Here is a 21,836-nt window from a genome sequence, read left to right as displayed (position 1 = left end):
CCGCACGCGACCGCCTACGCCAGCCGCCCCATCACTTCGGCTTCCGCCTTCCGGAGGTGGTCCGAGACCGTCGAGGCCGCCACGTCCAGTTCGGCGGCGACGTCCTCGAGCGTCGCCTCCCGGGGGACGTCGTAGTAGCCGAGGTCGACCGCGGCCGCGACGACCTCGCGCTGGCGGTCCGTCAGCGACGCGCCGCTGCCCCGGGGTCGGTCGTACTCGCCGACGCGCTCGACCGTCGCGTCCACGCTCGCCGGGAGCGCCTCGAGCAGCCCCCGGAGGTCGTCCGCGTCCCCCACCACCTCGAAGACGGCGTCGCCGTCGTCGGTGTACACGACCGGCGGCACGACCAGCAGGGACGCCTGCGCGAACGCGAGCATCCACTCCCACTCGTCGTCGGTCGGCGCGGCGCGCACGAGCGCGTAGAAGGCGCCGTCGCCGTCCGCGTCCGTCAGCTGGAAGTCCTCGACGCCCGCCACCGCGGCGATGCGCTCGCGGTACGGCTCGCGCGCGCCGAACACCCGGAACAGCACCGTCGGCGTCTCGCCGACGAAACTCCACGACCACAGCTCCTCGCGGTCCATCCGGGGGTCCTCGACGAGGAAGTCGTGCATCGGGTGCCGGACGTCGCGCGGGAACCCGAGGCGCACCCGGAGGTGCTTCATGCGCGGCGCTTCGCCGGCGACGCTTAAATCGCCTAGCATCGACGCGCGAACGTCCAAGCCGCGGCAGTCGGAACCGTCACGCATGAGCGAGTCAGCCGAGCGCGCGCCGCTGCCGCCTGGGCCCGACGGCCTCCCCGTCGTCGGGAGCTTCCTCCGCTTCCGGCGCGACCCGTTCGCGTTCTACGACGACCTCCGCGAGTACGGCGACGTGGTCGCCTACCGGATGCTCGGGTACGACATGTGTTCGGTGCTCGACCCGGCCGCCGTCGAGGCGGTGTTGCTCGACGACGCCGACGCCTACCGGAAGCCCGACCTCCTCGGGGACGCCCTCGACGACTACATGACCGAGGGCGTGCTGCTGACGGAGGGCGACCAGTGGCGCGCCCAGCGCAGCACACTCCAGCCGATGTTCTACCGGGAGCGCGTCGAGGCGTACGGCGACCTGATGGCGGCGTACGCCCGCGACGCCGCCGCCGACTGGGCCGACGGCGGCGACGTCGACCTCCAGGCGGCGGCCTCCGAGTACACGCTCCGCGTGCTCGCCCGGACGCTCCTCGACGCCGACCTCGGCGAGCACGCCGACGCCGTCCGGGGGTTCGCCGACGCCGTCCGCGAGATCGGTCGCGCCGGCTCCCTGGCTGCCCAGCTGCCGCGCTGGGTGCCGCTGCCGTCGCGGCGCCGCCACCGCCGCGCGTTCGAGCGCTTCGACGGCGTCGTCGCCGACCTCGTCGAGGACCGGCGGGACGGCCGGCCGACCGACGGCGGGGGCCCGGCGGACCTGCTCTCGCTGCTGCTGGCCGCCGAGTACCCGGACGGGTCGACGCCGTCCCGGACCGAGGTCCGCGACCAGCTGATGACGTTCCTGTTCGCCGGCCACGACACCACGTCGCTCGCGCTGACGTGGGCGTTCGTCCTGCTGAACCGGCGGCCCGCCGCGTACGACCGGCTCCGCGCGGAGGTCGACGCGACCGTCGACGGCGACCGCGCCACCGTCGCCGACCTGGAGCGCCTGCCGTACACTGACCGGGTCGCGAAGGAAGTGCTCCGGCTGCGGCCGCCGGCGGGCGCGCTGTTCAGGGAGCCCCGCGAGGACGTCGAGCTCGCGGGCTACCGCGTCCCCGAGGGCACGATGGTCGTCCTCCCCCAGTTCGCCGTCCACACCGACCCGCGGTTCTACGACGACCCGGAAACCTTCCGGCCGGAGCGCTGGACGGACGGCCTCGAGGACGACCTGCCGGACTACGCGTACTTCCCGTTCGGCGGCGGGCCGCGGCACTGCATCGGGATGCGGTTCGCCGCGCTCGAACTCCGGCTCGCGCTCGCCACCCTGGTCGCGAACGTCGACGTCGACGTCCGCGACCCGGACGTCGACCCGGCGCTCGGCTCGCCGTTCGAGCCCGCCGACGACGTGCGCGCGGTCGTCACCGAGCGCTAGAACCGGTCGCGGCGGCCAGCCGCCGTCCACGCGTCCCGCGGTGCGCCGTCGGGGACGCGGCGGCCGTGGCCGTCGAGGCCGGCGATGCGGCCGGCGAACGCCCACTTCTCGCCGTCCCAGGACGGCTCGCCGTCGCCCGCCGCGGCCTCGGCTTCCGCGCGGAGGCGCGCGAGGTGCGCGCTGACGGCGGCGGCGATGGCGGCGGCCTCCTCGTCGGTGGCGTCCTCGGGGACCGAGAGCGCCGCGTCCGCGCCGCCGGCCCCCTCGGCGTCCGCGTCGGCGTCGTCCGCCGCGTCGGTGTCCGTCACGGCCATCACAGCGGGATGTTCCCGTGCTTCTTCTCGGGGGTGTCCTCGCGCTTGCTCGCGAGCATCTCGAGGTCCGAGACGAGCCTGGGGCGGGTCTCCGTCGGCTCGATGACCGCGTCGACGTAGCCGCGGTCCGCCGCCGTGTACGGGTTCGCGAACTCCTCGCGGTACTCCGCGATGAGCTGCTCGCGGAGCTCGTCGGGGTCGTCGGCCCCGTCGAGTTCGTCGCGGTAGAGGACGTTCACCGCGCCCTTCGGCCCCATCACGGCGATCTCCGCGGTCGGCCACGCGTAGTTGACGTCCGCGCCGATGTGCTTGGAGGCCATCACGTCGTAGGCGCCCCCGTAGGCCTTCCGCGTGATGACCGTCATGAGGGGCACAGACGCCTCCGAGTACGCGTACAGCAGTTTCGCCCCGTGCCGGATGATGCCGCCGTGCTCCTGGTCCGTCCCGGGCAGGAACCCCGGGACGTCCACGAACGTCAGGATGGGGACGTTGAACGAGTCGCAGAACCGCACGAACCGCGACCCCTTCTCGCTGGCCTCGATGTCGAGCGTGCCGGCGTTCACGCGCGGCTGGTTCGCGACGACCCCGACCGAGCGGCCGTCCAGGCGCGCGAACCCGACGACGAGGTTCTTCGCGAAGTTCTCCTGGACCTCGAAGAACGACCCCTCGTCGACCACCGAGTCGACGACGTTCGTCATGTCGTACGGTTTGCGGGGCTGGTCGGGGACGATGGACTCCAGTCGCTCGTCGCGGCGCTCGGGGTCGTCCCACGGCTCCACGCGCGGCGGGTCCTCGACGTTGTTCTGGGGGAGGTACGACAGCAGGCGCGCGATCTGGTCGAGGGCCGCCTCCTCGCTGTCGCAGGCGAAGTGCGCGACGCCGGACTCCGAGGAGTGCGTGGTCGCGCCGCCGAGCTCCTCGAACCCGACCTCCTCGCCGGTCACCGTCTCGATGACGTCCGGCCCCGTGATGAACATGTGACTCGTGTCTTTGACCATGAACACGAAGTCCGTGATGGCCGGCGAGTAGACCGCGCCGCCCGCACACGGCCCCATGATGGCCGAGATCTGGGGAACGACGCCGCTGGCCTTCTCGTTGCGCGTGAAGATCTCGGCGTACCCGCCGAGCGCGTCGACGCCCTCCTGGATGCGGGCGCCCGCGGAGTCGTTCAGGCCGACGACGGGCGCGCCGACCTCCATCGCCTTGTCCATGACCTTGCAGACCTTCTCCGCGAACACCTCGCCGAGGCTGCCGCCGAACACGGTGAAGTCGTGGGCGAACACGAAGACGGTGCGGCCGTCGACCTCGCCGTAGCCCGTGACGACGCCGTCGCCGGGGATCTGCTCTTCCTCCATCCCGAAGTTGTGGCTGCGGTGGGTGCGGAGCTGGTCGAACTCCTCGAAGGTGCCGTCGTCGAGGAAGTAGTCGATCCGCTCGCGGGCCGTCATCTTCCCCTTCTCGTGCTGGGCGTCGATGCGGTCCTCGCCGCCGCCGAGGAGCGCGCGCTCGGTCTTCTCGCGCAGTTCCTCGATGCGCTCTTCCATCGTCATCTGATTGGGCGTGGTTTCCAGCACCGACGGCAAAAGGATTCCGAGACTCGGAGCGCGAGGCGGCGGCGGTCAGAGCACGGACTGCGGGCGCCGCAGCCCGAGGAATGAGGCGACGGCGACGAGGGCGGTCACCACGAGCAGGACGCGCGTCCGGTCGAGTTCGAGCCCGAACACGGACAGCGGGCCGACCGGGACGCCCGCGGCGGCGGCGAGCGCGGAGACGAGCGTGAACATGAGGAAGGCGGGGAGCGCGACCCCGACCGCGTACAGCCACGGCGTCGCCAGCGAGCGCGCCAGCGCGCCCGCGCCAGCGCGGAGTTCCGCGACCGCGTCGACGCCGAGCACCCAGCCGGCGAACAGCATGAAGCCGACGAGCCCGCCGGTCAGCAGGAGGTCGACGAGCGGGCCGGCGACGAACCCGAAGAGGTCGGGGTCGAGCGCGACGACGCTGCCGGTGACCGCGAACAGGCCGGCGAGCCCCGCGACGGCACGGCGGCGCGAGACGCCGTACTCGTCGACGAGGAACGCGACCGGGATCTCCAGCATGGAGATCGACGAGGAGAGCGCGGCGAGCGCGACCACGCCGAAGAACGCGGCGCCGACGACCTGGCCGTACGGGAGCGCGGCGAACGCGCCCGCGAGGCTGACGAACAGCGCGCCCGGACCGGCGGGGCCGGCGCCGGCGCCGAGCGCGAACAGGATGGGGAAGACGACGACGCCCGCGAGCACGCCGACGAGCGTGTTCAGCACCGCGATGGCGGCGCCGTCGGCGGCCAGCGACCGGTCCTCGCCGAGGTAGGAGGCGTACGTGAGCATCGTGCCGGCGCCCAGCGAGAGCGTGAACAGCGCCTGGCCGGCGGCGGCGGGGAGGATGTCGAGGAAGTTCGCGCGGAGGTAGCCGACGTCCGGGGTGAGGTAGAAGGCGACGCCGGCCGCCGCGCCGTCGAGCGTGAGCCCCCACGCGGCGAGGCCGCCCAGGAGGACGAGGATGGCGGGCATCATCACCTTCGTGGCGCGCTCGATGCCGCGGCGGACGCCCCGGAGGACGATGACGGCGGTCGCCGCGAGGAAGAGGAGGTGGAAGCCGACCGCGGCGGCGCCGTAGTCGATGGCCGCGAAGTGCGCGCCGGGGTCCGCGAAGTACGCGCCCGTGAAGCTCTCGGCGAAGTACCGCAGGATCCAGCCGCCGACGACGCTGTAGAACGACAGCAGGGCGACGGCGGTGACGACGAACACGTGGCCGAACGCCGACCAGAACCGCGAGTCCGAGAGGTCCCGCAGCGCGCCGACGGGGTTGCGGCGGGCGCGCCGGCCGATGGTGAACTCCGCCAGCAGGCCGGGCACGCCCACGAGCAGGACGACGCCGAGGTAGACGACGAGGAACGCGGCGCCGCCGTTCTCGCTGGCCATCCACGGGAACCGCCAGAGGTTCCCGAGGCCGACGGCCGAGCCGACGGCCGCGAGGATGAACCCGATTCTCGTCTGCCAGGACTCGCGTGTCATTGCCACACCGTAGCAACCAGCCGCATTTGAGGATTGCGACCGAGGAACCCTCAACCACCAGAAGAGTACGCGGAAAGCGCCTGAAAGACCGTTACGGAACTTCGGTTCGACGGCATATTCCAGCCGGCGCCGACGATCCCTAGGCGAGGATGACGGCGGACTCCAGGATCTGGGCCTTGACGAGTAGCTCCTGGACGCCGAGGACCAGCGTCAGGCCGATGCCGACCGGGATGACGAGGCGCACCCACCACAGCCACAGGGTGGTGAAGCCGTCGCCGAACGTCGACCCCTGCGTGAGTTCGTCGGTGGACGGGCCGTACGCGACCCAGCCGACGAACAGCGCGAACAGCAACACGACGATCGGCAACAGGAGTTTGAACACGACGTCGTTGTACCAGCCGAGCGTGCCCGTGTCGAGTGCGGTCGGGACACCGAGCGCGAAGATGGCGGCGCCGAGCGCGGTGGCGACGGTCTTGCGCTCGTAGTCGTAGTTGTCCACGACGTACGAGGTCGGCGTCTCCAGGAGGCTGATGGCGCTGGACAGCGCGGCGAGCAACAGCACGACGAAGAACGCCGCGCCGAGGACGGCGCCGCCGGGCAGCTGGCCGAACGCGCCCGCGAGGCCGACGAACGCCGTGCTCGTCCCGCCGGAGCCGGGCTCGACGCCGATGGCGAACAGGACCGGGAAGATGACGAACCCGGCGAGCAGCGCGACCAGCGTGTTGATGACGACGATGGCGCCGCCGTCGGCCGGCAGGCTGTCGTCGCGGCCGAGGTACGAGGCGTACGCGATCATCACGCTGAACCCGAGCGACAGCGTGAAGAACGCCTGCCCGACTGCCGCGGGGACGATGGACGCGATGTTCTCGGTGAGGTACTGGAAGTCCGGCGAGAGGTAGTAGTCGTAGCCGGCGGCGGCGCCCTCGAGGGTCGCCCCCCAGACGGCCATCCCCAGCAGCAACACGATGATGGCGGGGATCATGAACTTGGTCGCGCGCTCGATGCCGCTCTGAACGCCGAACGCGACGATGCCGACGGTCATGGCCATGAAGATGGCGTGCGTGCCGACGGCGAGCCCGCCCGCGGAGACGGAGCCGAAGAAGGCGCCGGCGTCGCCGAAGTACGCGCCGGTGAGGCTGCCGACGATGTAGCTGAGCACCCAGCCGCCGATGACGCTGTAGAACGCCAGCGTCACCATCGACCCGAGGACTCCGAGCGTGCCGGCGAACGACCAGTTCGGGAAGCCGAGTTCGCCGAACGCCGAGATCGGGTTCTTCTCGCTGCGCCGGCCGATGACGAACTCCATCAGCATCGCCGGGAAGCCGAACAGGAACACGATCGCGAGGTAGACGACGAGGAACGCGGCCCCGCCGTTCGACCCCGTCTGGAACGGGAACGACCAGATGTTGCCGAGGCCGACTGCACTCCCCACCGCGGCGAAGATGAAGCCGACCCGCGTCGTCCAGGTTTCTCGTTCTGCCATGGTCTACCACGGCGTACCAGTCGGCCCCTTCAAAAGCCATTCGGATTGAGAGCGTTCGCCACGGCAACAGGAACCGAGGGACACTCCCGCGGGGAGTGCTACCACCGAACGACCCCGATCTGCCGCCGCTCGGCGGCCGCTGCGGCAGGATTTGCCGCTACGCCTCGCCGTAGACCGGGACGGCGGCGCCGCTGGTCGGCGGCGTGGCGTCCGAGGCAAGCGCCATGACCGTCCGGGCGATGTCCGCCGGGTCGACCCACGCGTCGTGGTCGGCGTCGGGCAGCATCTCCCGGTTCTGGGGCGTGTCGATGACCGACGGCATCACGGCGTTCGCGCGCACGTCGCCCTCGTTCTCCTCGGCGATGGTCTCCGTGAGCAGTCGGACGCCGGCCTTCGACGCGCGGTACGGACCGTCGCCCTCGCCGCCCGCCAGGGACGCGCGCGCCGACACGGAGACGACCGCGCCGTCGCCGTCGCCCTCGCGGAGGTGGGGGATGGCGTGCTTGCTCGCGAGGAACATCGTCTTCAGGTTCACGTCGAAGACGGTCTCGAACTCGTCGACGGCGGTCTCGTCGACGGGGGTACCGCCCTTCCACGTGCCGGCGACGTTGCAGAGCACGTCGAGGCCGCCGTGGGCGTCGACGACACCCGAGACCACGCGCTCGGCGTCGGCCTCGTCGGTGAGGTCGCCGCGGTAGAACGCCACCTCGCCGCGGTCGAGTTCGGTGTCCTCGCCCGGTTCCACCACGTCGCTGCCGCAGACGGTCGCGCCGGCGTCCGCGAACGCGCGGCAGACCGCGCTGCCGAGCGCGCCGGACGCGCCGGTCACCAGCACCACGTCGCCGTCGAAGTCGAACTCCGCGTGCATACCAGTGACACGCACTGCCAGCACCGTAAACGTGGGCGCCAGTCATCTACCAGCCCGCTTACAGAACGCAGCTACTGGAGACGTTTACGTGGGTCCAGCACACAGACCCGACCATGTCCCCGGACAGACGCCTCCTCGCCGGCGGCGGCGCGCTCGTCGCGCTCGCGGCCGCGGTCGGCGCCCTCGCGTACCCCGAACTGCCCGCCGAGATGGCGACACACTGGAACGCCAGCGGCGAGGTCGACGGCACGACCCCTCGGCCGGTGGCGGTCGCCCTGCTGCCCGCGCTCGCCGCGGCGCTGCTCGGCGTGTTCCTCGTGCTGCCGCGCGTGGACCCGCGCAACGACTACGCCGGCTTCCGGTTCGCGTACGACGCCCTCGCGCTCGCGACGCTCGGCTGCCTCGCGTACGTCCACGCCGTGCTCGTCGCGGTGAACCTCGGCGTCGACGTCGGCGTGCTGCAGGCGGTGGCGCCCGCCGTCGGCGGCATCTACGTCGTCGCCGGCTACGTCACCGAGCGCGCCGACCAGAACTGGTTCGTCGGCGTCCGCACGCCCTGGACGCTCGAGGACGAGGACGTCTGGGCGGCGACGAACCGCCTCGTCGGCGCGCTGTTCAAGGCCGGCGGCGTCGTCGCCGCGCTCGGGTTCCTCGTCCCGTCGTACGCGGTCGCGCTCGTCGTCGCGCCGGCCGCCGCCGCTGTCGTCGTCTCCGTCGGCTACTCCTACCACCGCTACCACCGGGCCGCCTGACGCCGACCCGCCGCGCCGCGGGACGCGCCGTCCGACGCCGGCGCGCGCCCCACTGGCCGGCGCGGAACGGACGCGAATGGTGGGCTTTATGCGAACCGCGGACGGCTTTCCGAGTGCAAGATGAAGCTCCACGAGTACCAGGCGAAGCAGGTCTTCGCCGAGGCGGGCATCCCGACCCCGGGGTCGGCGCTCGCCGAGTCAGTCGACGAGGTCGTCGAGGTGGCCGCGGACCTCGGCTACCCGGTCGCCGTGAAGGCCCAGGTACACGTCGGCGGCCGCGGGAAGGCCGGCGGTATCAAGCTCGCCGAGAACGAGACCGAGGCCCGCGAGGCCGCCGAGAGCATCCTCGGCATGGACCTCAAGGGGTACACCGTCGAGAAAGTCCTCGTCGAGGAGGCGGTCGACTTCACGAACGAACTGTACGTCGGCGTGACGATGGACCGCGGCGAGGGCGAACCCGTCGTCATGGTCTCGGAGCGCGGCGGCGTCGACATCGAGGCGGTCGCCGAGGAGGACCCGGAGGCCATCGTCCGCGAGCACGTCGACCCCGCGTTCGGCCTCCACCCCTACCAGGCGCGGAAGGCCGTCTTCGACGCCGACATCCCGGACGAGGTCGCCCTCGACGTCGCGGGCGTCGTCTCCACGCTGTACGACCTCTTCGAGGAGCGCGACGGCAGCGACGTCGAGATCAACCCCCTGATGGTCACGGCCGACGGCGAGGTCGTCGCCGCGGACGCCGTGATGAACATCGACGAGGACGCGCTGTTCCGCCAGCCCGAGCTCGCGGAGATGGAGGAGGAGGCCGCCGAGGACGACCTCGAGGCGAAGGCCAACGAGTACGGCTTCGACTACGTCCGCCTCGACGGCAACGTCGGCATCATCGGGAACGGCGCCGGCCTCGTGATGACGACGCTGGACCTCGTGGACTACTACGGCGGCGAGCCCGCGAACTTCCTGGACATCGGCGGCGGCGCGAAGGCCGAACGCGTCGCGAACGCCCTCGACATGGTGTTCAGCGACGAGAACGTCGACAGCGTGGTGTTCAACATCTTCGGCGGCATCACGCGCGGCGACGAGGTCGCGAAGGGCATCAACAGCGCCCTCGAACAGTTCGACGAGATCCCGAAACCCGTCGTGGTGCGGCTCGCCGGCACGAACGCCGCGGAGGGCCGCGAGATCCTCAACGACGAGCTCGTGACCGTCGAGGAGACCCTCGAGGGCGCCGTGCAGCGCGCCGTCGAGTTCGCTGACGACCGAGCCCAGGAGGTAGACCAATGAGCGTGCTAGTCGACGACGACACCCGGGTCGTGGTACAGGGCATCACTGGCGGCGAGGGGAAGTTCCACGCCGAACAGATGATGGACTACGGGACGAACGTCGTGGCCGGCGCCGTCCCCGGGAAGGGCGGCCAGTCGGTCGCCGGCGTCCCCGTCTACGACACCGTCGACGAGGCCGTCGCGGCCGAGGACGCCGACGCCTCGGTCGTGTTCGTGCCGCCGGCGTTCGCCGCGGACGCCGTCTTCGAGGCGCTGGACACGGACCTCGACCTCGTCGTCGCCATCACCGAGGGCATCCCCACCCAGGACATGGCGAAGGTGAAAAAGCGCCTCTCGGAGGTCGAGACCCGCCTCATCGGGCCGAACTGTCCGGGCATCATCACGCCCGGCGAGACGAAACTCGGCATCCTCCCCGGGAACATCTTCGAACCCGGGAACGTCGGCCTCGTCTCCCGCTCCGGCACGCTCACCTACCAGGTCGTCGACTCCCTGACCTCCCGGGGCATCGGGCAGACGACCGCCGTCGGCATCGGCGGCGACCCCATCATCGGCACGGACTTCATCGACGCCCTCGAGCTGTTCGAGCGGGACGAGGACACCCACGCCGTCGTGATGTGCGGCGAGATCGGCGGCGAGGACGAGGAGGAGGCCGCCGAGTACATCGCCCAGAACATGGACACGCCCGTCGCGGGCTTCATCGCCGGGCGCACCGCGCCGCCGGGCAAGCGCATGGGGCACGCGGGCGCCATCGTCTCCGGCAGCGGCACCGGCACCGCGGAGAGCAAGATCACCGCGCTCAACGACGCGGGCGTCCCCGTCGGCGACACCCCCGAGGAGGTCGCCGAGCACATCGAGGACCTGCTGTAACCGCCGGCGCCGACCCAGCCTCGCCGCCCTCTCTCTGTTTCGCTGACACCGTTTCCGGCCGCCTCTAGCGGTTCGACCGGAGCGACCCGGACGCCGGAAGCGCCGTCGACTCGGCGATAATTCGGCTTAAGCGTCCTAAATCGGGCGCCAGGGACGACCCGGTTTATTGACACGGCCGTCCACGGCCCGGACGAGATGGCGACCAAGACACCCATGTCGAACCTGACCGAGTTCTGCGAGGACTGCGACCGGGAGACCCGCCACGCGGTCGAGATCCAGTTGCGCGTCGAGAACGCCGAGGCCAGCCAGCCGAAGTGCAGCCGCGAGCCGTACCGCGTCAGCGAGTGCCTGCACTGCGAGGCCACGGACGCGGTCCGCATGAACGACGCGTAGGCCGCCGTCCGGGACCGGAGCGTCGACCGGCGTACGCCGACGCAACGTCAGCCGCCGTCCGGGACCGGAGCGTCGACCGGCGTACGCCGACGCAACGTCAGCCGCCGTCTGGAACCGGACCGCCGACCGGCCTCCGGGTCGGCGTAACGCCTACGTGGCGGGGCGGCAACCACACGGTGATGGAGACCACGCACCGCGTGCACGTCGGCGACGCCCGGGACCTCCCGCTGGCCGACGACAGCGTGTCCCTCGTGGTCACGTCGCCCCCGTACCCCATGATCGAGATGTGGGACGACGTGTTCGCCGCCCTCGACCCGGAAATCGGCGACGCGCTCGCGGACGGCGACGGCGACCGCGCGCACGACCTGATGCTGTCGGTCCTCGCGGACGCGTGGGCGGAGGTCGCGCGCGTGCTCGAACCCGGCGGCATCGCGGTGGTGAACGTCGGCGACGCGACGCGCACGCTCGACCGGTTCCGCGTGTACGACAACCACGCGCGCGTGACCGCGGCGTTCGAGGACCTGGGGTTCGACCCGCTGCCGGGCGTGCTCTGGCGGAAGCCAGCGAACTCCGCGGCGAAGTTCATGGGCAGCGGGATGGTGCCGCCGAACGCCTACGTCACCCTGGAGCGCGAGCACGTGCTCGTGTTCCGGAACGGCGAGCGCCGGGACTTCGACCCGGGCGCCGACCGCCGCTACGAGGCGGCGTACTTCTGGGAGGAGCGCAACCGGTGGTTCTCGGACGTCTGGACCGACCTGAACGGGCGACGGCAGACGCTCTCCGACCCCGACCTCCGGGAGCGCTCTGGCGCGTTCCCCTTCGAGTTCCCCTACCGGCTCGTGAACATGTACTCCGTGTACGGCGACACCGTCCTCGACCCGTTCTGGGGGACGGGGACGACGAGTCTCGCCGCCGCCGTCGCCGGCCGGCACTCCGTCGGCGTCGAGCGCGACGGCGACCTCGCGGCCGCGTTCGCCGACCGCATCCGGGAGGCCCCGGCGCTCTCGCGGTCGGTCGCCGCCGACCGCCTCGCCGCCCACCGCGAGTTCGTCGCGGACGCCGACGGCGACCTCGAGTACGAGGCCGAACACTACGACGCGCCCGTGCGAACGAGCCAGGAGCGCCACATCCGGTTCTACGAGGTCGCGGCCGTCGCGGAGACCGGCGACGGCTGGCGGCTGACCCACCGGCCCTACGAGCCGTGACTCACAGCGCCGCCGCGACGGCGTCCGCGAGCCGGTCGGCGGCGCCGTCGACCTCGTGGAGGCCGAGCCAGGGCTCGACGAGTTCCAGTTCCATCAGCACGAAGCCGCCGTCGCGGCGCACGCCGTCCACGCGCGCGTACGGGAGCGCGGCGGGCGGTACGCCGACCGCGTCCTCGACGGCGTCGAGCGCGGCGCGGGCCGCCGCGACGGTGGCGTCGGCCGGGTCGTACTGCTCGACTGTCGCGTCGAAGCTCGGGTGCGCGCGGAAGTCGCCGTCCGCGGGGACGCGGCGGTAGGCGTGACTGAACGCGCCGCCGAGGAACGCCAGCGACCGCTCGCCGTCGCGGATCTCGGGCGCGAACCGCTGGACGAGCACGTCGCCGTCGGCGACCAGCGACGCGAACCGCTCGCGGTCCGCGGCCGCGTCCGCCCGCGTCGTCCGGAACGCTCCCGCCGAACTGGTGCCGACGGCCGGCTTCACCACCGCGTCCTCCCAGCCGCGGGCCTCGAGCACGCTCCGGAGGGCTCGGTCGCTGCCGCGCTCGACGAACGCGGTGTCGAGGACGTCGACGCCCGCCTCGGCGAGGTCACGGAGGTAGGACTTGTGGACGTTCCAACGGACGACACGGACGGGGTTCAGGAGCGCGGCGTCGGCGGCGTCCACGCCCTCGAGCCACGCGCGGAAGTCGGCGATTCGCTCGTGGTAGTCCCAGCACGACCGCAGGACGAGCGCGTCGACGTCCGCGAGGTCGTCCAGGTCGGTCCAGACGACCGGGTCGACCGTCGCGCCGCGCGCCCGGAGTTCGTCGGCGAGCGCCCGACCGCCCGCGGAGAGGTCGGGGCGTCGCGGCCCGGTGACGACGCCGACCGCCTTCGAGTGGAGGGCCGTCATCGGCGCGACGTGGTCGCGCCAGCGACTAAAGCGCTCGCTGCACTCGGTTTACGTAACGCACCCGAGGGGTCCGCGTCCGCCGTCCCGCGGACGCGATTCCGGAACACACTTTTAGGCTGGCCGAAAAAGACGGTCGATGCGAGACGCAGTCAGGGTGTCCGTCGAGGCCGGCGACGACCAGACCGCTGTGCGCGTCCACGACGACGCCGGCGAGGTGTCCGCCGGCGACGCCACGTTCCGGTTCAGCGTCGGCGGCACCGACCGCGAGGACGCCACCGGCGACGCGCCACCCGAGCCCGACGACCGCTCCGACCCCCGGCACGTCGCCCCGCTCTCCGACGTCCCGACGGACAGCACGCTCCGCTGCGAGGCACTGCACGGCCGCCGCGGCACGGAGGTCATCCTCCAGCGCGACGGCGACGACGTCCTCGCCTGGCGGAACGCCTGCCCGCACCGACCGAACGTCCGCCTCGACCCCGGCGACGGCGCCATCGTCGACGACGACCAGCTCGTCTGCCACGAACACGGCGCGCGCTTCGAGTGCGAGGACGGCGTCTGCACGCGCGGCCCCTGCGCCGGCGACGCACTCGACGCCGTCGCCGTCGCCGCCCGCGACGGCGCCGTCTACCTCGCCGACGACCGCTTCGACGCCTGCAGGCGCCTCGACTGACGCGAAGCGACAACGTCGTGGCTACGCGGAGAAGGTCCGAGAGAACATGGGTCGGGGCGGATTCGAACCGGAGGAAGACGGTCGTCTCGCTCCGCTCGACGCTGCGTCTTCCAGGGTTCGAATCCTTCCGACCGCACGCAACTGCGACGACGCGAGAGACACGGCGGTCTCTCGCGGTCGTTGCGTCAGTAGAAGTGGGTCGGGGCGGATTCGAACCGCCGACCTGCTCCGTGTGAAGGAGCCGTCATAACCGGACTAGACCACCGACCCGCGCACTCTCTACTACCCGCAGGCCGCCATTAAGACTTGCGTTTGGGGGCGGTGGACTCCGACAGCTTTTTGTTCGTTTAGGCGAACCTAAAACCCGTGCGGCGGGCGTCGCCGGCCGCCCGCCCGCGTCTGTCCCAGTCCACTCGACCGTCGGCACCCGAGGCATCACCGCGTCCGCGCGCCGTCAGTACGACGGCGACTCCTCGCGGACGCCCATCTCACTGTTCGCCAGCCGCGCGAACACGAACAGCGCGTCCGACAGCCGGTTCAGGTACGCGACGGCCGTCTCGTTGACGTCCTCGCGGTCCGCGAGCGCGACCGCGCGGCGCTCCGCGCGCCGACACACCGCCCGCGCGTGGTGGAGGTCCGCGCCCGCCTCGCTGCCGCCCGGCAGGATAAAGGACTGCAGCGGCTCCAGTTGTTCCTCGCAGGCGTCGATCCAGTCCTCGACCTCGTCGACGTGGTCCTCGCGGACCACCGGGTCGCCCTCGTCGGGGTCGGGGTTCGCGAAGTCCGCCTGCACCACGTGCAGGTGGTTCTGCGCGGCCTCGAGGTAGTCGTCGAGTTCCTCGACGCCCGTCGGCCGCACCGTCCCGACGACCGCGTTCAGTTCGTCGACGGTGCCGTACGCCTCGATGCGCGGGCTCGCCTTCGAGACCCGGGACATGTCCCGGAGGTCCGTCTCCCCCGAGTCGCCGCGTCGCGTGTAGATCTTCATGCCAGCGTCCTCTCGACGTACGCCACGATGTTCTCGCTCTCGGCCATCGTCACGCCGCGGTCGTCGTCCACGAGCACCGGCACGGCGCGCTGGCCGCTCGCGCGCTTGACCGCGTCGCGGTCGCTGTGTAACGCGTCCACCCACACCGACTCGTAGTCGACGCCGTGCTCGTCGAGCGCGTCCGCGACGCGCTCGCAGTACGGACAGCCGTCCAGTTCGTACAGCGTCACGCCCATACGCGGTCTTGGCGTCGCCCCACCAAAGTAGTTCGTCCACCCGAACGCCTAACCCCGGCGACCGCGTGGCCTCGGGACACGTCCGAGCTGTTCGAGACGACGTTCGTGGTCGGCGAAGTCGTCGCCGCCGAGCCGTTCCCCGAGGCGCGGAAGCCCGAACTCGCGAAACTCGAGGTGGACCTCGGAACCGAGGTCGTCCAGTCGGCCGCCCGGACCGGCTACAACTACGAGCCCCAGGACCTCGTCGGCCGGCAGGTGCTGTGCGCGACCGACCTCGGCACGGTCACCATCGCGGGCTACGAGTCGGCGGTCCTGACGGTCGGCGTCCCGGACGGAGACGGCAACCCCGTGCTCGTGGGGCCGGACGAGGGCGTGCCGCTCGGCGGCGAACTGTACTAGCTACTGGCGGCGCTCGCGCGTCCGCCGGGGCGGCGCGTCGGCTTCGACGTCCGGCTCGGGGGCGGCGTAGGAGAACCGCGGGTCGGCGTCGGCGGGGAGAGCGCCGTGCGCGACGAGGAACGCCCGCACGCCGTCGCGACCGCCGAAGTCCCCGCGGTGCCAGAAGAACGCGGCCGGGACGCGCGCGACGCCCGTCGCCGGGTCGTAGTCGACCGTGCCGTCGAGGTACGAGCCCGTGACCGCCGCGAGTTCGGCCTCCACGTCGGTCGCGGTGTACGTCCCCGAGAGGTCGGGCGCGTGCTCGCCGGCGAGCACGGCCGCGTGGACGCGCGCGTCGAGGTCCGTGAGGGCGTGCCGGCGCGCGAACCGCGACCCGAACGGGTCCGGGAGGTAGCCGAAGCCGTACTTCCACTTGCCGCCGCGGAGGATGCCGTCCCGGACGTCGTCGGGAGCGAGCCGGACGCCCGCGACGCGACGGGTGTCGGCGGCGTCGGCGGCGAGCGCGCCGTGGAGGTTCAGCCAGAACGCCTTCGCTGCGCGCTGGTCGTCGCGGAGCACCGCGAGGACGTCCTCGGACAGCCCCGCAAGCGACCCGAACAGGTCGTCGGTGGGGTGGTCGTGGTGGACGGCGTGCAGCAGTCGCTGCGACGCGGCGACGAGGTCGTGGGCGGTCGTGGTGTCGGCGTTCGCGGCGAACACGCGAGGTCACCCCCGTCCGAGCGGAGGTCCGGCCGGTGGCGCCCCCGCCGGCCGCCGTGTGCCCCGTGATACCATACCACGATATTCCGCGGCAGTCCACTAACGTCTATCGGCGCGATGGCGACCAGTCGGTGCGGCGGTCGGCCGTCAGCCCTCGCCGGCCTCGACGACCTCGTAGCCGACGCCGTGCTCGCGCAGCGGATCGGTGTGCTCGGAGAGGCGGTCCGTGGTCGCCACCAGCAGCACGGACAGCCCCTTGCTCGCGGCCTCGGGGACGGCCTCCGCGGTGCCGAAGCGGACGTCCGGTTCGACGCCCGCGTCCCGCACGGCGACCAGCGCCTCCACGCCCGCCGCCGCGACCAGGTCGTGGTCGGCGAGGCGTTCGCCGACCGCGCCCTCGGGGAGCGCGCGGCTGCCGCCGTTCCGGACGCGCGGCGTCGACACCACCGTCACCTCGCCCGGCTCGTAGTCCAGCATCCCCTCGAACTCCGCGACGCCGACGTCCTGGCCCGGGTCGGCGTCCGTCACCGCGACCGCCGTCGCGGCCCCCCCGCCGCCCGGCGACGCGTGCATCACGCCGTCGCGCATCGACAGGGAGACGCGCTCGCCCTCCCGGACGGCTGCCGTCGCGACCGCGGTGTCGACGTCGACGCCCTCGATGACGTTCTCGGAGACGTACTCGACGAACGACCGCAGGTCGTCGGTCTGGGAGATGAGCCAGTCGACGCCCTCCTTCGTGACCTCGTAGCGGCCGCGGCCGTGCTTGCGGACGTGGCCCTCCGCGACGAGGTCGCCGAGGTAGTCGCTGACCGCCTGCGCGGTGACGCCGATGGCGTCCGCGATCTCCTGCTGGCTGACCGCTGGCTGGCGCTGGGCGATCTCCACGAGGATCTGGTAGCGCGTGGCGTTGCGCTTGCTCCGGAGCACCCCGAGCTCGCCCGCGTCGGCGGCGTCGTCCATCACTACAAGCGCACGCGACTCCAACGCAAGTATCTTTGTGTAACTCGCCGGGCGGCGACCGGCGAATTGACGTGCGGGGTCCACGAACCACCGGGCGTGACCGACGACACGGACGCGCTGTTCGCGCTCGCCGCCGGCACCACCCGCACGGCCGCCATCGACGGCATCAGCGCCGCCGGCGCGGACCCGGCCGCGATGGCGCACACGCCCGCCGCGGACGCCGAGATTCTCGCGTACGGCCGCCCCGTCCGCGCGCCCGTGGTCCCGGTCAGTCCCACGGGCTGTCCGACGCCGGCGGTCGTCACGCGCGCCGTCCGCGAGGTCGTCGGCTTCGACGTCGTCACGCTCGACGCCGGCCTCGCCGAACCCACGGGCGCGCCCACCGTCGACGTCGGCGCCGCCCCCGGCAGCGACGTCCGCGACGCCGAACCCGTCCCGGACGCCGGCGACGTCTTCGCTGCCGCGCGCCGCTTCGGCGCCGACCTCCCCGCCGACCGCCTCGTGGTCGCCGAGACCGTCCCGGCCGGCACCACCACCGCGATGGGCGTGCTCGCCGCGCTCGGCGAGCGCCGCGCGGTCTCCTCGTCGCTCCCCGAGAACCCCCTCGACCTCAAGCGCGAGGTCGTCGACGACGCGCTCGCCGCCAGCGGCCTCGGCGACGGCGACCTCGCCGGCCGGCCCACCGACGCCGTCCGGCGGATGGGCGACCCGGTGCTGGCCGCCGTCTCCGGGCTGGCGGTCGGCGCGCTCGCGGGCGACGCCGAGGTGGTCCTCGCGGGCGGCACCCAGCTTGCCGCGGCGGGCGCCCTCGTCCGCCACACGGGCGTCACCGGGCCGCTCGAGCTCGCGACCACGTCCTTCGTGACCGCCGACGACTCCGCCGCCGTCCGCGGCCTCGCCGCCGACCTCGACCTCGACCTCACCGTCACCGACCCCGGGTTCGAGGCGCGCGAGGACCACCCCGCGGTGGCGGGCTACCTCGCCGGCGAGGCGAAGGAGGGCGTCGGCATGGGCGGCGCGCTGTCGCTGGCCGCCGACGCGGGCGTCGACCACGACGGCCTCCTGGACGCCGTCGAAGACGTCTACGACCGGGTCGCCGGAACGGAGGTCGCCCCGTGAACGGCGTCGTGCTCGCCGGCACCGCCTCCGGCGTCGGCAAGACGGTCGCGACGCTCGCGGTGCTGCGCGCGCTCGAGGACGCCGGCTACGACCCCCGGCCCGCGAAGGCCGGCCCGGACTTCATCGACCCGAGCCACCACGAGGCGGTCGCCGGAACGCCCTCCCGGACGCTCGACCCGTGGCTCGCGGGCGAAGCGGGGACGCGGCGGAACTACCACCGCGGCGGCGGCGACGTCTGCGTCGTCGAGGGCATGATGGGGCTGTACGACGGCGAGGTGGCGAGCACCGCGCGCGTCGCGAGCGTGCTCGACCTCCCTGTCGTGCTCGTCGTCGACGCCAGCGCCGGCATGCAGAGCGTCGCCGCGACGGCGCTGGGCTTCCGCGAGTACGCCGCCGAGGTCGACGCCGACGTCGACGTCGCCGGCGTGCTCGCCCAGCGCGCGCACGGCGGCCGCCACGAGAGCGGGATTCGCGACGCGCTCCCCGACGGGCTCGCCTACCTCGGCCGGATTCCGCCACACGAGGGACTCGAGATCCCGGACCGCCACCTCGGCCTCCACATGGGCGACGAGGCGCCGGTCGACCCCGGGGCGCTGGACGGAGCGGCCGCGCACGTCGACGCCGAGGCAATCGCCGCGCTGGCGCGCGAACCGCCGCGGCCGGCGCCAGCGGACCGGGGACCGCCGACCGGCGAGCGCGTCGCGGTCGCCTCGGACGCCGCGTTCTGCTTCGCGTACCCGGCGACACGCGAGCGCCTCCGCGGGCGCGCCGACGTCGTAACGTTCTCGCCGGTCGCGGGCGACGACCTGCCGGACTGCGACGGCGTCTACCTGCCGGGCGGCTACCCGGAACTGCACGCCGCGGAACTCGCGGACTCGCCGGCGCTGGACGCGCTCGCCGAGCGCGCCGCGGACGGTCTCCCCGTCCTGGGGGAGTGCGGCGGCCTGCTGGCGCTCTCGGAGTCCCTCACCACCGTCGACGGCGACACCCACGAGCTGGCGGGCGTCCTGCCGGCGGCCGTGCGGCTGTGCGAGCGCTACCGGGCGCTCGACCACGTGGCACTCCGCGCCCGCCGCGACGCGCTCACCGCGAGCGCCGGCGGGACGCTGCGCGGCCACGAGTTCCACTACTCGGAGGCGGACGTCGCGACCGACGCGCGGTTCGCGTTCGACGTCGAGCGCGGCGACGGCGTCGACGGCAGCCGCGACGGCCTCACGGAGTACCGCACCCTCGGCACGTACGCGCACGTCCACGCCGAGAGCGGCGCGTTCGACCACTTCCTCGACGAACTATGACAGACGACACGGACCACGACGGCGGCGACAGCACCGGAGACGCGGACAGCAACCCCCTCGACGCGCGCGAGATCACGCCCGGCGAGCCCGACGAGTTCGGGCTCGTGCAGGTGTGGTACGGCGACGGCAAGGGCAAGACCACCGCTGCGCTGGGGATGGGGCTGCGCGCGGCCGGCCACGGCTACCGCGTCCACGTCCTCCAGTTCATGAAGGGCGGCACCGGGAGCGTCGAGGACGTCCGCGGCGAGTACAACGCCGCCGCCGCGGTCCCCGGGTTCTCCCTCGAGAACTCCGGGCACTACGGCTGGCACGGCTTCCTCGACGGCAGCGACGACGACGAACACGAGGCCAGGGCGAAGGGGGGCCTCGACCGCGCGCGCGACGTCGTCGACGCCTCCCGGGACGTCGACGGGCCGCTCCCGCTCGACGGTCCCGCCGACGACGGCGTCCACATGCTGATCCTCGACGAGGTGCTGTACGCCGCGAACCGCGGCCTCGTCGACCCCGAGGACGTCGTCGCGCTCCTCGAGGACAGGCCGGCGACCCTCGAGGTCGTGCTCACGGGCGGCCACGAGGAACCGACGTACGTCACGGAGCGCGCGGACCTCGTGACCGAGGTCCGGAAGCAGGCCCACCCCATCGAGGCCGGGCAGGGCGCGCGGAAGGGCACCGAGTACTGAGATGGCGCGCCCGGACGGCGGGAGCGGCAGCGACCGTGACGAAGCGGCCGACAGCGACCGCCGGACGGTTCTCGTCGCCGGCACCGCCTCCCACGTCGGCAAGAGCACGGTCGCGGCCGGCCTCTGCCGCCACCTCGCCGACGCGGGCGCGTCGGTCGCCCCGTTCAAGGCCCAGAACATGAGCAACAACGCGCGCGCCGCCCCCGTCGCCGAGGGCGCTGGCGCCGACGCCGCGTGGGGCGAGATCGGCGTCTCCCAGTACGTCCAGGCGCGCGCGGCTCGCGTCGCCGCCACGACCGACCACAACCCAGTCCTGCTGAAGCCCCGGGGCGACGCCGAGAGCCAGCTCGTCCTCGACGGCCAGGCGGTCGGCCACTACGCGGCCGGCGACTACTACGACGACCACTGGGCGGCCGCCCGGGCGGCGGCGCGAGCGGCACACGAGCGCCTCGCCGCGAGCCACGACGTCGTCGTCGCGGAGGGCGCTGGCAGCATCGCCGAGATCAACCTCCACGACCGCGACCTCGCGAACATCGAGACCGCGCGGTTCGCCGACGCCGACGTCCTGCTCGTCGTGGACGTCGAGCGCGGCGGCGCGTTCGCCAGCCTCTACGGCACGCTCGAACTGCTCCCCGGTGACGTCCGCGAGCGCGTCGCGGGCGCGGTCGTCACGAAGTTCCGGGGCGACCCCGCTCTCCTCGAGGACGGCATCGCCGACATCGAGGCCCGGACCGGCGTCCCCGTCCTGGGGGTCCTGCCGTACGACGACCCCGGGCTCCCCGAGGAGGACAGCGTCGCGCTCCCGGCCGCCGGAGAGCGCGCGGTCCGCGGCGACGACGACGGCGTGCCGCCCGAGCGCGCGGTGACGGTGGCCGTCCCGCGGCTGCCGCGCATCTCGAACGCCACGGACCTCGAGCCGCTCGCGGCGACGCCCGGCGTCCGCGTCGCGTTCGTGCCGCCGGACGGCTCGCTCGCCGACGCGGACGCGGTCGTGCTCCCCGGGTCGAAGAACACCGTCGACGACCTGCGCGCGCTCCGCGACGGGGGCTTCGGGGACGAGCTCCGGGCGTTCGAGGGCCCCGTCGTCGGGCTCTGCGGCGGCTACCAGCTGCTCGGCGACCGCGTCACGGACGCGGGCGTCGAGTCCACCGGCGACCTCGACGCTGTCGCGGGGTTCGGCTTGCTCCCGGTGACGACCGCGTTCCGCGAGGACAAGCGCGTCGCGGCCGTCGAACGGGGCCTCGACTCGACCCCGGCGCTCGGCGGCGCGACCGGCTCGGTCTCGGGCTACGAGATCCACGCGGGCCGCACCGACGTGCCGGACGGCGTCGCCAGTCCCGTGGGACCGGCGAGCGCCGCGGACGGCCGCGTCCTCGGCACGTACCTCCACGGGCTCTTCGAGAACGACTGCGCTCGCGAGGGGTTCGTGGACGCGGTCTTCGAGCACGCGGACGCGGACCGGCCAGTCGCGGACGCGACCCGCGAGTCGCCGTACGAGGCGGCCGCCGACCTGGTTCGCGAACACGTCGCCCTCTCGGCACTCGGCCTCCCCGAGTGACCGACCGATTCAAGTCTGCTTGCAGTAAGTA

At 72.8% G+C, this 21,836-nt stretch carries 23 protein-coding genes and 1 tRNA gene; 12 read left to right on the top strand and 12 right to left on the bottom strand.

What is annotated here, in order from left to right:
• Window positions 1-14: 14 nt before the first annotated feature.
• On the bottom strand, window positions 15-662 hold the full coding sequence (locus U5911_RS14420; protein WP_336037756.1) for a helix-turn-helix domain-containing protein: 648 nt from the start codon (window positions 660-662) through the stop codon (window positions 15-17).
• Window positions 663-744: 82 nt separating this feature from the next.
• Here U5911_RS14420 and U5911_RS14415 point away from each other — a divergent pair, with 82 nt between their 5' ends.
• Entirely contained in the window at window positions 745-2,097 is a 1,353-nt protein-coding gene (locus tag U5911_RS14415; RefSeq protein WP_336037755.1) for a cytochrome P450, read from the top strand.
• Here U5911_RS14415 and U5911_RS14410 read toward each other — a convergent pair.
• The 5 genes from U5911_RS14410 to U5911_RS14390 form a co-directional block, all read right to left on the bottom strand.
• Window positions 2,094-2,411, bottom strand: a complete 318-nt coding sequence (locus U5911_RS14410; RefSeq protein WP_336037754.1) for a DUF8022 family protein — start codon at window positions 2,409-2,411, stop codon at window positions 2,094-2,096. The two genes, U5911_RS14415 and U5911_RS14410, sit on opposite strands and share 4 nt — an antisense overlap.
• Window positions 2,411-3,955, bottom strand: coding sequence for an acyl-CoA carboxylase subunit beta (locus tag U5911_RS14405; protein ID WP_418771550.1), 1,545 nt, complete (start codon window positions 3,953-3,955; stop codon window positions 2,411-2,413). The genes U5911_RS14410 and U5911_RS14405 overlap by 1 nt, the downstream gene beginning before the upstream one ends.
• A 75-nt stretch (window positions 3,956-4,030) precedes the next feature.
• On the bottom strand, window positions 4,031-5,464 hold the full coding sequence (locus U5911_RS14400; RefSeq protein ID WP_336037752.1) for a sodium-dependent transporter: 1,434 nt from the start codon (window positions 5,462-5,464) through the stop codon (window positions 4,031-4,033).
• Window positions 5,465-5,603: 139 nt separating this feature from the next.
• Entirely contained in the window at window positions 5,604-6,947 is a 1,344-nt protein-coding gene (locus tag U5911_RS14395) for a sodium-dependent transporter (RefSeq protein WP_336037751.1), read from the bottom strand.
• Window positions 6,948-7,104: 157 nt separating this feature from the next.
• Window positions 7,105-7,815: an SDR family NAD(P)-dependent oxidoreductase gene (locus U5911_RS14390; RefSeq protein ID WP_336037750.1), complete on the bottom strand. Its 711-nt coding sequence runs from the start codon at window positions 7,813-7,815 to the stop codon at window positions 7,105-7,107.
• 113 nt (window positions 7,816-7,928) lie between these two features.
• Between U5911_RS14390 and U5911_RS14385 the strand changes: the two genes are divergently transcribed.
• The 5 genes from U5911_RS14385 to U5911_RS14365 all read left to right on the top strand — a co-directional run bounded on the left by U5911_RS14385 (window position 7,929) and on the right by U5911_RS14365 (window position 12,309).
• Window positions 7,929-8,567 carry an SdpI family protein gene (locus U5911_RS14385; RefSeq protein ID WP_336037749.1) on the top strand — a complete coding sequence of 213 codons (639 nt, stop codon included), beginning with the start codon at window positions 7,929-7,931 and terminating at the stop codon, window positions 8,565-8,567.
• A 120-nt stretch (window positions 8,568-8,687) separates the two neighbouring features.
• On the top strand, window positions 8,688-9,845 hold the full coding sequence (sucC, locus tag U5911_RS14380; protein WP_336037748.1) for an ADP-forming succinate--CoA ligase subunit beta: 1,158 nt from the start codon (window positions 8,688-8,690) through the stop codon (window positions 9,843-9,845).
• Window positions 9,842-10,711, top strand: coding sequence for a succinate--CoA ligase subunit alpha (sucD, locus tag U5911_RS14375; RefSeq protein ID WP_336037747.1), 870 nt, complete (start codon window positions 9,842-9,844; stop codon window positions 10,709-10,711). The genes sucC and sucD overlap by 4 nt, the downstream gene beginning before the upstream one ends.
• Window positions 10,712-10,906: 195 nt before the next feature.
• On the top strand, window positions 10,907-11,104 hold the full coding sequence (locus U5911_RS14370; protein WP_336037746.1) for a DUF7835 family putative zinc beta-ribbon protein: 198 nt from the start codon (window positions 10,907-10,909) through the stop codon (window positions 11,102-11,104).
• 179 nt (window positions 11,105-11,283) lie between these two features.
• Complete coding sequence (locus tag U5911_RS14365; RefSeq protein ID WP_336037745.1) at window positions 11,284-12,309, top strand: DNA-methyltransferase; 1,026 nt, start codon at window positions 11,284-11,286, stop codon at window positions 12,307-12,309.
• Window position 12,310: 1 nt separating this feature from the next.
• On the opposite strand, the gene U5911_RS14360 is transcribed toward U5911_RS14365, so the two are convergent.
• Window positions 12,311-13,201, bottom strand: a complete 891-nt coding sequence (locus U5911_RS14360; protein ID WP_336037744.1) for an ATP-grasp domain-containing protein — start codon at window positions 13,199-13,201, stop codon at window positions 12,311-12,313.
• 136 nt (window positions 13,202-13,337) lie between these two features.
• On the opposite strand from U5911_RS14360, the gene U5911_RS14355 reads away from it, so the two are divergent.
• Window positions 13,338-13,871, top strand: a complete 534-nt coding sequence (locus U5911_RS14355) for a Rieske (2Fe-2S) protein (protein WP_336037743.1) — start codon at window positions 13,338-13,340, stop codon at window positions 13,869-13,871.
• 195 nt (window positions 13,872-14,066) lie between these two features.
• On the opposite strand, the gene U5911_RS14350 is transcribed toward U5911_RS14355, so the two are convergent.
• The 3 genes from U5911_RS14350 to U5911_RS14340 all read right to left on the bottom strand — a co-directional run bounded on the left by U5911_RS14350 (window position 14,067) and on the right by U5911_RS14340 (window position 15,095).
• Window positions 14,067-14,141: transfer RNA gene (locus tag U5911_RS14350), tRNA-Val, on the bottom strand.
• Window positions 14,142-14,325: 184 nt separating this feature from the next.
• Window positions 14,326-14,859 (bottom strand): cob(I)yrinic acid a,c-diamide adenosyltransferase, encoded by a 534-nt coding sequence (locus U5911_RS14345; protein WP_336037742.1) that lies wholly within the window; start codon window positions 14,857-14,859, stop codon window positions 14,326-14,328.
• Window positions 14,856-15,095 carry a glutaredoxin family protein gene (locus U5911_RS14340; RefSeq protein ID WP_336037741.1) on the bottom strand — a complete coding sequence of 80 codons (240 nt, stop codon included), beginning with the start codon at window positions 15,093-15,095 and terminating at the stop codon, window positions 14,856-14,858. The genes U5911_RS14345 and U5911_RS14340 overlap by 4 nt, the downstream gene beginning before the upstream one ends.
• Before the next feature lie 105 nt (window positions 15,096-15,200).
• On the opposite strand from U5911_RS14340, the gene U5911_RS14335 reads away from it, so the two are divergent.
• The gene (locus U5911_RS14335) at window positions 15,201-15,494 is read left to right on the top strand and encodes a tRNA-binding protein (protein WP_336037740.1); all 294 of its coding nucleotides are present in this window, start codon (window positions 15,201-15,203) and stop codon (window positions 15,492-15,494) included.
• Here U5911_RS14335 and U5911_RS14330 read toward each other — a convergent pair whose 3' ends face one another.
• Together U5911_RS14330 and U5911_RS14325 are read right to left on the bottom strand one after the other, a co-directional pair.
• Window positions 15,495-16,193 carry a DUF547 domain-containing protein gene (locus U5911_RS14330; protein ID WP_336037739.1) on the bottom strand — a complete coding sequence of 233 codons (699 nt, stop codon included), beginning with the start codon at window positions 16,191-16,193 and terminating at the stop codon, window positions 15,495-15,497.
• A 147-nt stretch (window positions 16,194-16,340) separates the two neighbouring features.
• On the bottom strand, window positions 16,341-17,153 hold the full coding sequence (locus U5911_RS14325; RefSeq protein ID WP_336037738.1) for a DUF7839 domain-containing protein: 813 nt from the start codon (window positions 17,151-17,153) through the stop codon (window positions 16,341-16,343).
• A gap of 96 nt (window positions 17,154-17,249) precedes the next feature.
• Between U5911_RS14325 and U5911_RS14320 the strand changes: the two genes are divergently transcribed.
• From U5911_RS14320 to U5911_RS14305, 4 genes are read left to right on the top strand one after another with little or no spacing between them, the layout of a single operon-like run.
• Window positions 17,250-18,272: a nicotinate-nucleotide--dimethylbenzimidazole phosphoribosyltransferase gene (locus tag U5911_RS14320; protein WP_336037737.1), complete on the top strand. Its 1,023-nt coding sequence runs from the start codon at window positions 17,250-17,252 to the stop codon at window positions 18,270-18,272.
• A complete protein-coding gene (locus U5911_RS14315; protein WP_336037736.1) occupies window positions 18,269-19,567 on the top strand; it encodes a cobyrinic acid a,c-diamide synthase in 1,299 nt (432 codons plus the stop codon). Before U5911_RS14320 ends, U5911_RS14315 begins: the two co-directional genes overlap by 4 nt.
• Window positions 19,564-20,247, top strand: coding sequence for a cob(I)yrinic acid a,c-diamide adenosyltransferase (locus tag U5911_RS14310; RefSeq protein WP_336037735.1), 684 nt, complete (start codon window positions 19,564-19,566; stop codon window positions 20,245-20,247). The genes U5911_RS14315 and U5911_RS14310 overlap by 4 nt, the downstream gene beginning before the upstream one ends.
• 1 nt (window position 20,248) lies before the next feature.
• Complete coding sequence (locus tag U5911_RS14305) at window positions 20,249-21,805, top strand: cobyric acid synthase (RefSeq protein WP_336037734.1); 1,557 nt, start codon at window positions 20,249-20,251, stop codon at window positions 21,803-21,805.
• Window positions 21,806-21,836 lie beyond the last annotated feature (31 nt).

The sequence above is a fragment of the Halobacterium yunchengense genome, assembly GCF_037031165.1.
Taxonomy (GTDB): Archaea; Halobacteriota; Halobacteria; order Halobacteriales; family Halobacteriaceae; genus Halobacterium; species Halobacterium yunchengense.
The sequence above is the reverse complement of the archived record's forward strand: the minus strand, read 5'-3'. Positions and strand labels throughout refer to the sequence as shown.

Excerpts from the sequence above, each read along its gene's own strand:
- U5911_RS14420 (WP_336037756.1), bottom strand. The coding sequence starts at position 662 with ATGAAGCACCTCCGGGTGCGCCTCGGGTTCCCGCGCGACGTCCGGCAC.
- U5911_RS14415 (WP_336037755.1), top strand. The coding sequence starts at position 745 with ATGAGCGAGTCAGCCGAGCGCGCGCCGCTGCCGCCTGGGCCCGACGGC.
- U5911_RS14410 (WP_336037754.1), bottom strand. The coding sequence starts at position 2,411 with ATGGCCGTGACGGACACCGACGCGGCGGACGACGCCGACGCGGACGCC.
- U5911_RS14405 (WP_418771550.1), bottom strand. The coding sequence starts at position 3,955 with ATGGAAGAGCGCATCGAGGAACTGCGCGAGAAGACCGAGCGCGCGCTC.
- U5911_RS14400 (WP_336037752.1), bottom strand. The coding sequence starts at position 5,464 with ATGACACGCGAGTCCTGGCAGACGAGAATCGGGTTCATCCTCGCGGCC.
- U5911_RS14395 (WP_336037751.1), bottom strand. The coding sequence starts at position 6,947 with ATGGCAGAACGAGAAACCTGGACGACGCGGGTCGGCTTCATCTTCGCC.
- U5911_RS14390 (WP_336037750.1), bottom strand. The coding sequence starts at position 7,815 with ATGCACGCGGAGTTCGACTTCGACGGCGACGTGGTGCTGGTGACCGGC.
- U5911_RS14385 (WP_336037749.1), top strand. The coding sequence starts at position 7,929 with ATGTCCCCGGACAGACGCCTCCTCGCCGGCGGCGGCGCGCTCGTCGCG.
- sucC (WP_336037748.1), top strand. The coding sequence starts at position 8,688 with ATGAAGCTCCACGAGTACCAGGCGAAGCAGGTCTTCGCCGAGGCGGGC.
- sucD (WP_336037747.1), top strand. The coding sequence starts at position 9,842 with ATGAGCGTGCTAGTCGACGACGACACCCGGGTCGTGGTACAGGGCATC.
- U5911_RS14370 (WP_336037746.1), top strand. The coding sequence starts at position 10,907 with ATGGCGACCAAGACACCCATGTCGAACCTGACCGAGTTCTGCGAGGAC.
- U5911_RS14365 (WP_336037745.1), top strand. The coding sequence starts at position 11,284 with ATGGAGACCACGCACCGCGTGCACGTCGGCGACGCCCGGGACCTCCCG.
- U5911_RS14360 (WP_336037744.1), bottom strand. The coding sequence starts at position 13,201 with ATGACGGCCCTCCACTCGAAGGCGGTCGGCGTCGTCACCGGGCCGCGA.
- U5911_RS14355 (WP_336037743.1), top strand. The coding sequence starts at position 13,338 with ATGCGAGACGCAGTCAGGGTGTCCGTCGAGGCCGGCGACGACCAGACC.
- U5911_RS14345 (WP_336037742.1), bottom strand. The coding sequence starts at position 14,859 with ATGAAGATCTACACGCGACGCGGCGACTCGGGGGAGACGGACCTCCGG.
- U5911_RS14340 (WP_336037741.1), bottom strand. The coding sequence starts at position 15,095 with ATGGGCGTGACGCTGTACGAACTGGACGGCTGTCCGTACTGCGAGCGC.
- U5911_RS14325 (WP_336037738.1), bottom strand. The coding sequence starts at position 17,153 with ATGGACGACGCCGCCGACGCGGGCGAGCTCGGGGTGCTCCGGAGCAAG.
- U5911_RS14310 (WP_336037735.1), top strand. The coding sequence starts at position 19,564 with ATGACAGACGACACGGACCACGACGGCGGCGACAGCACCGGAGACGCG.
- U5911_RS14305 (WP_336037734.1), top strand. The coding sequence starts at position 20,249 with ATGGCGCGCCCGGACGGCGGGAGCGGCAGCGACCGTGACGAAGCGGCC.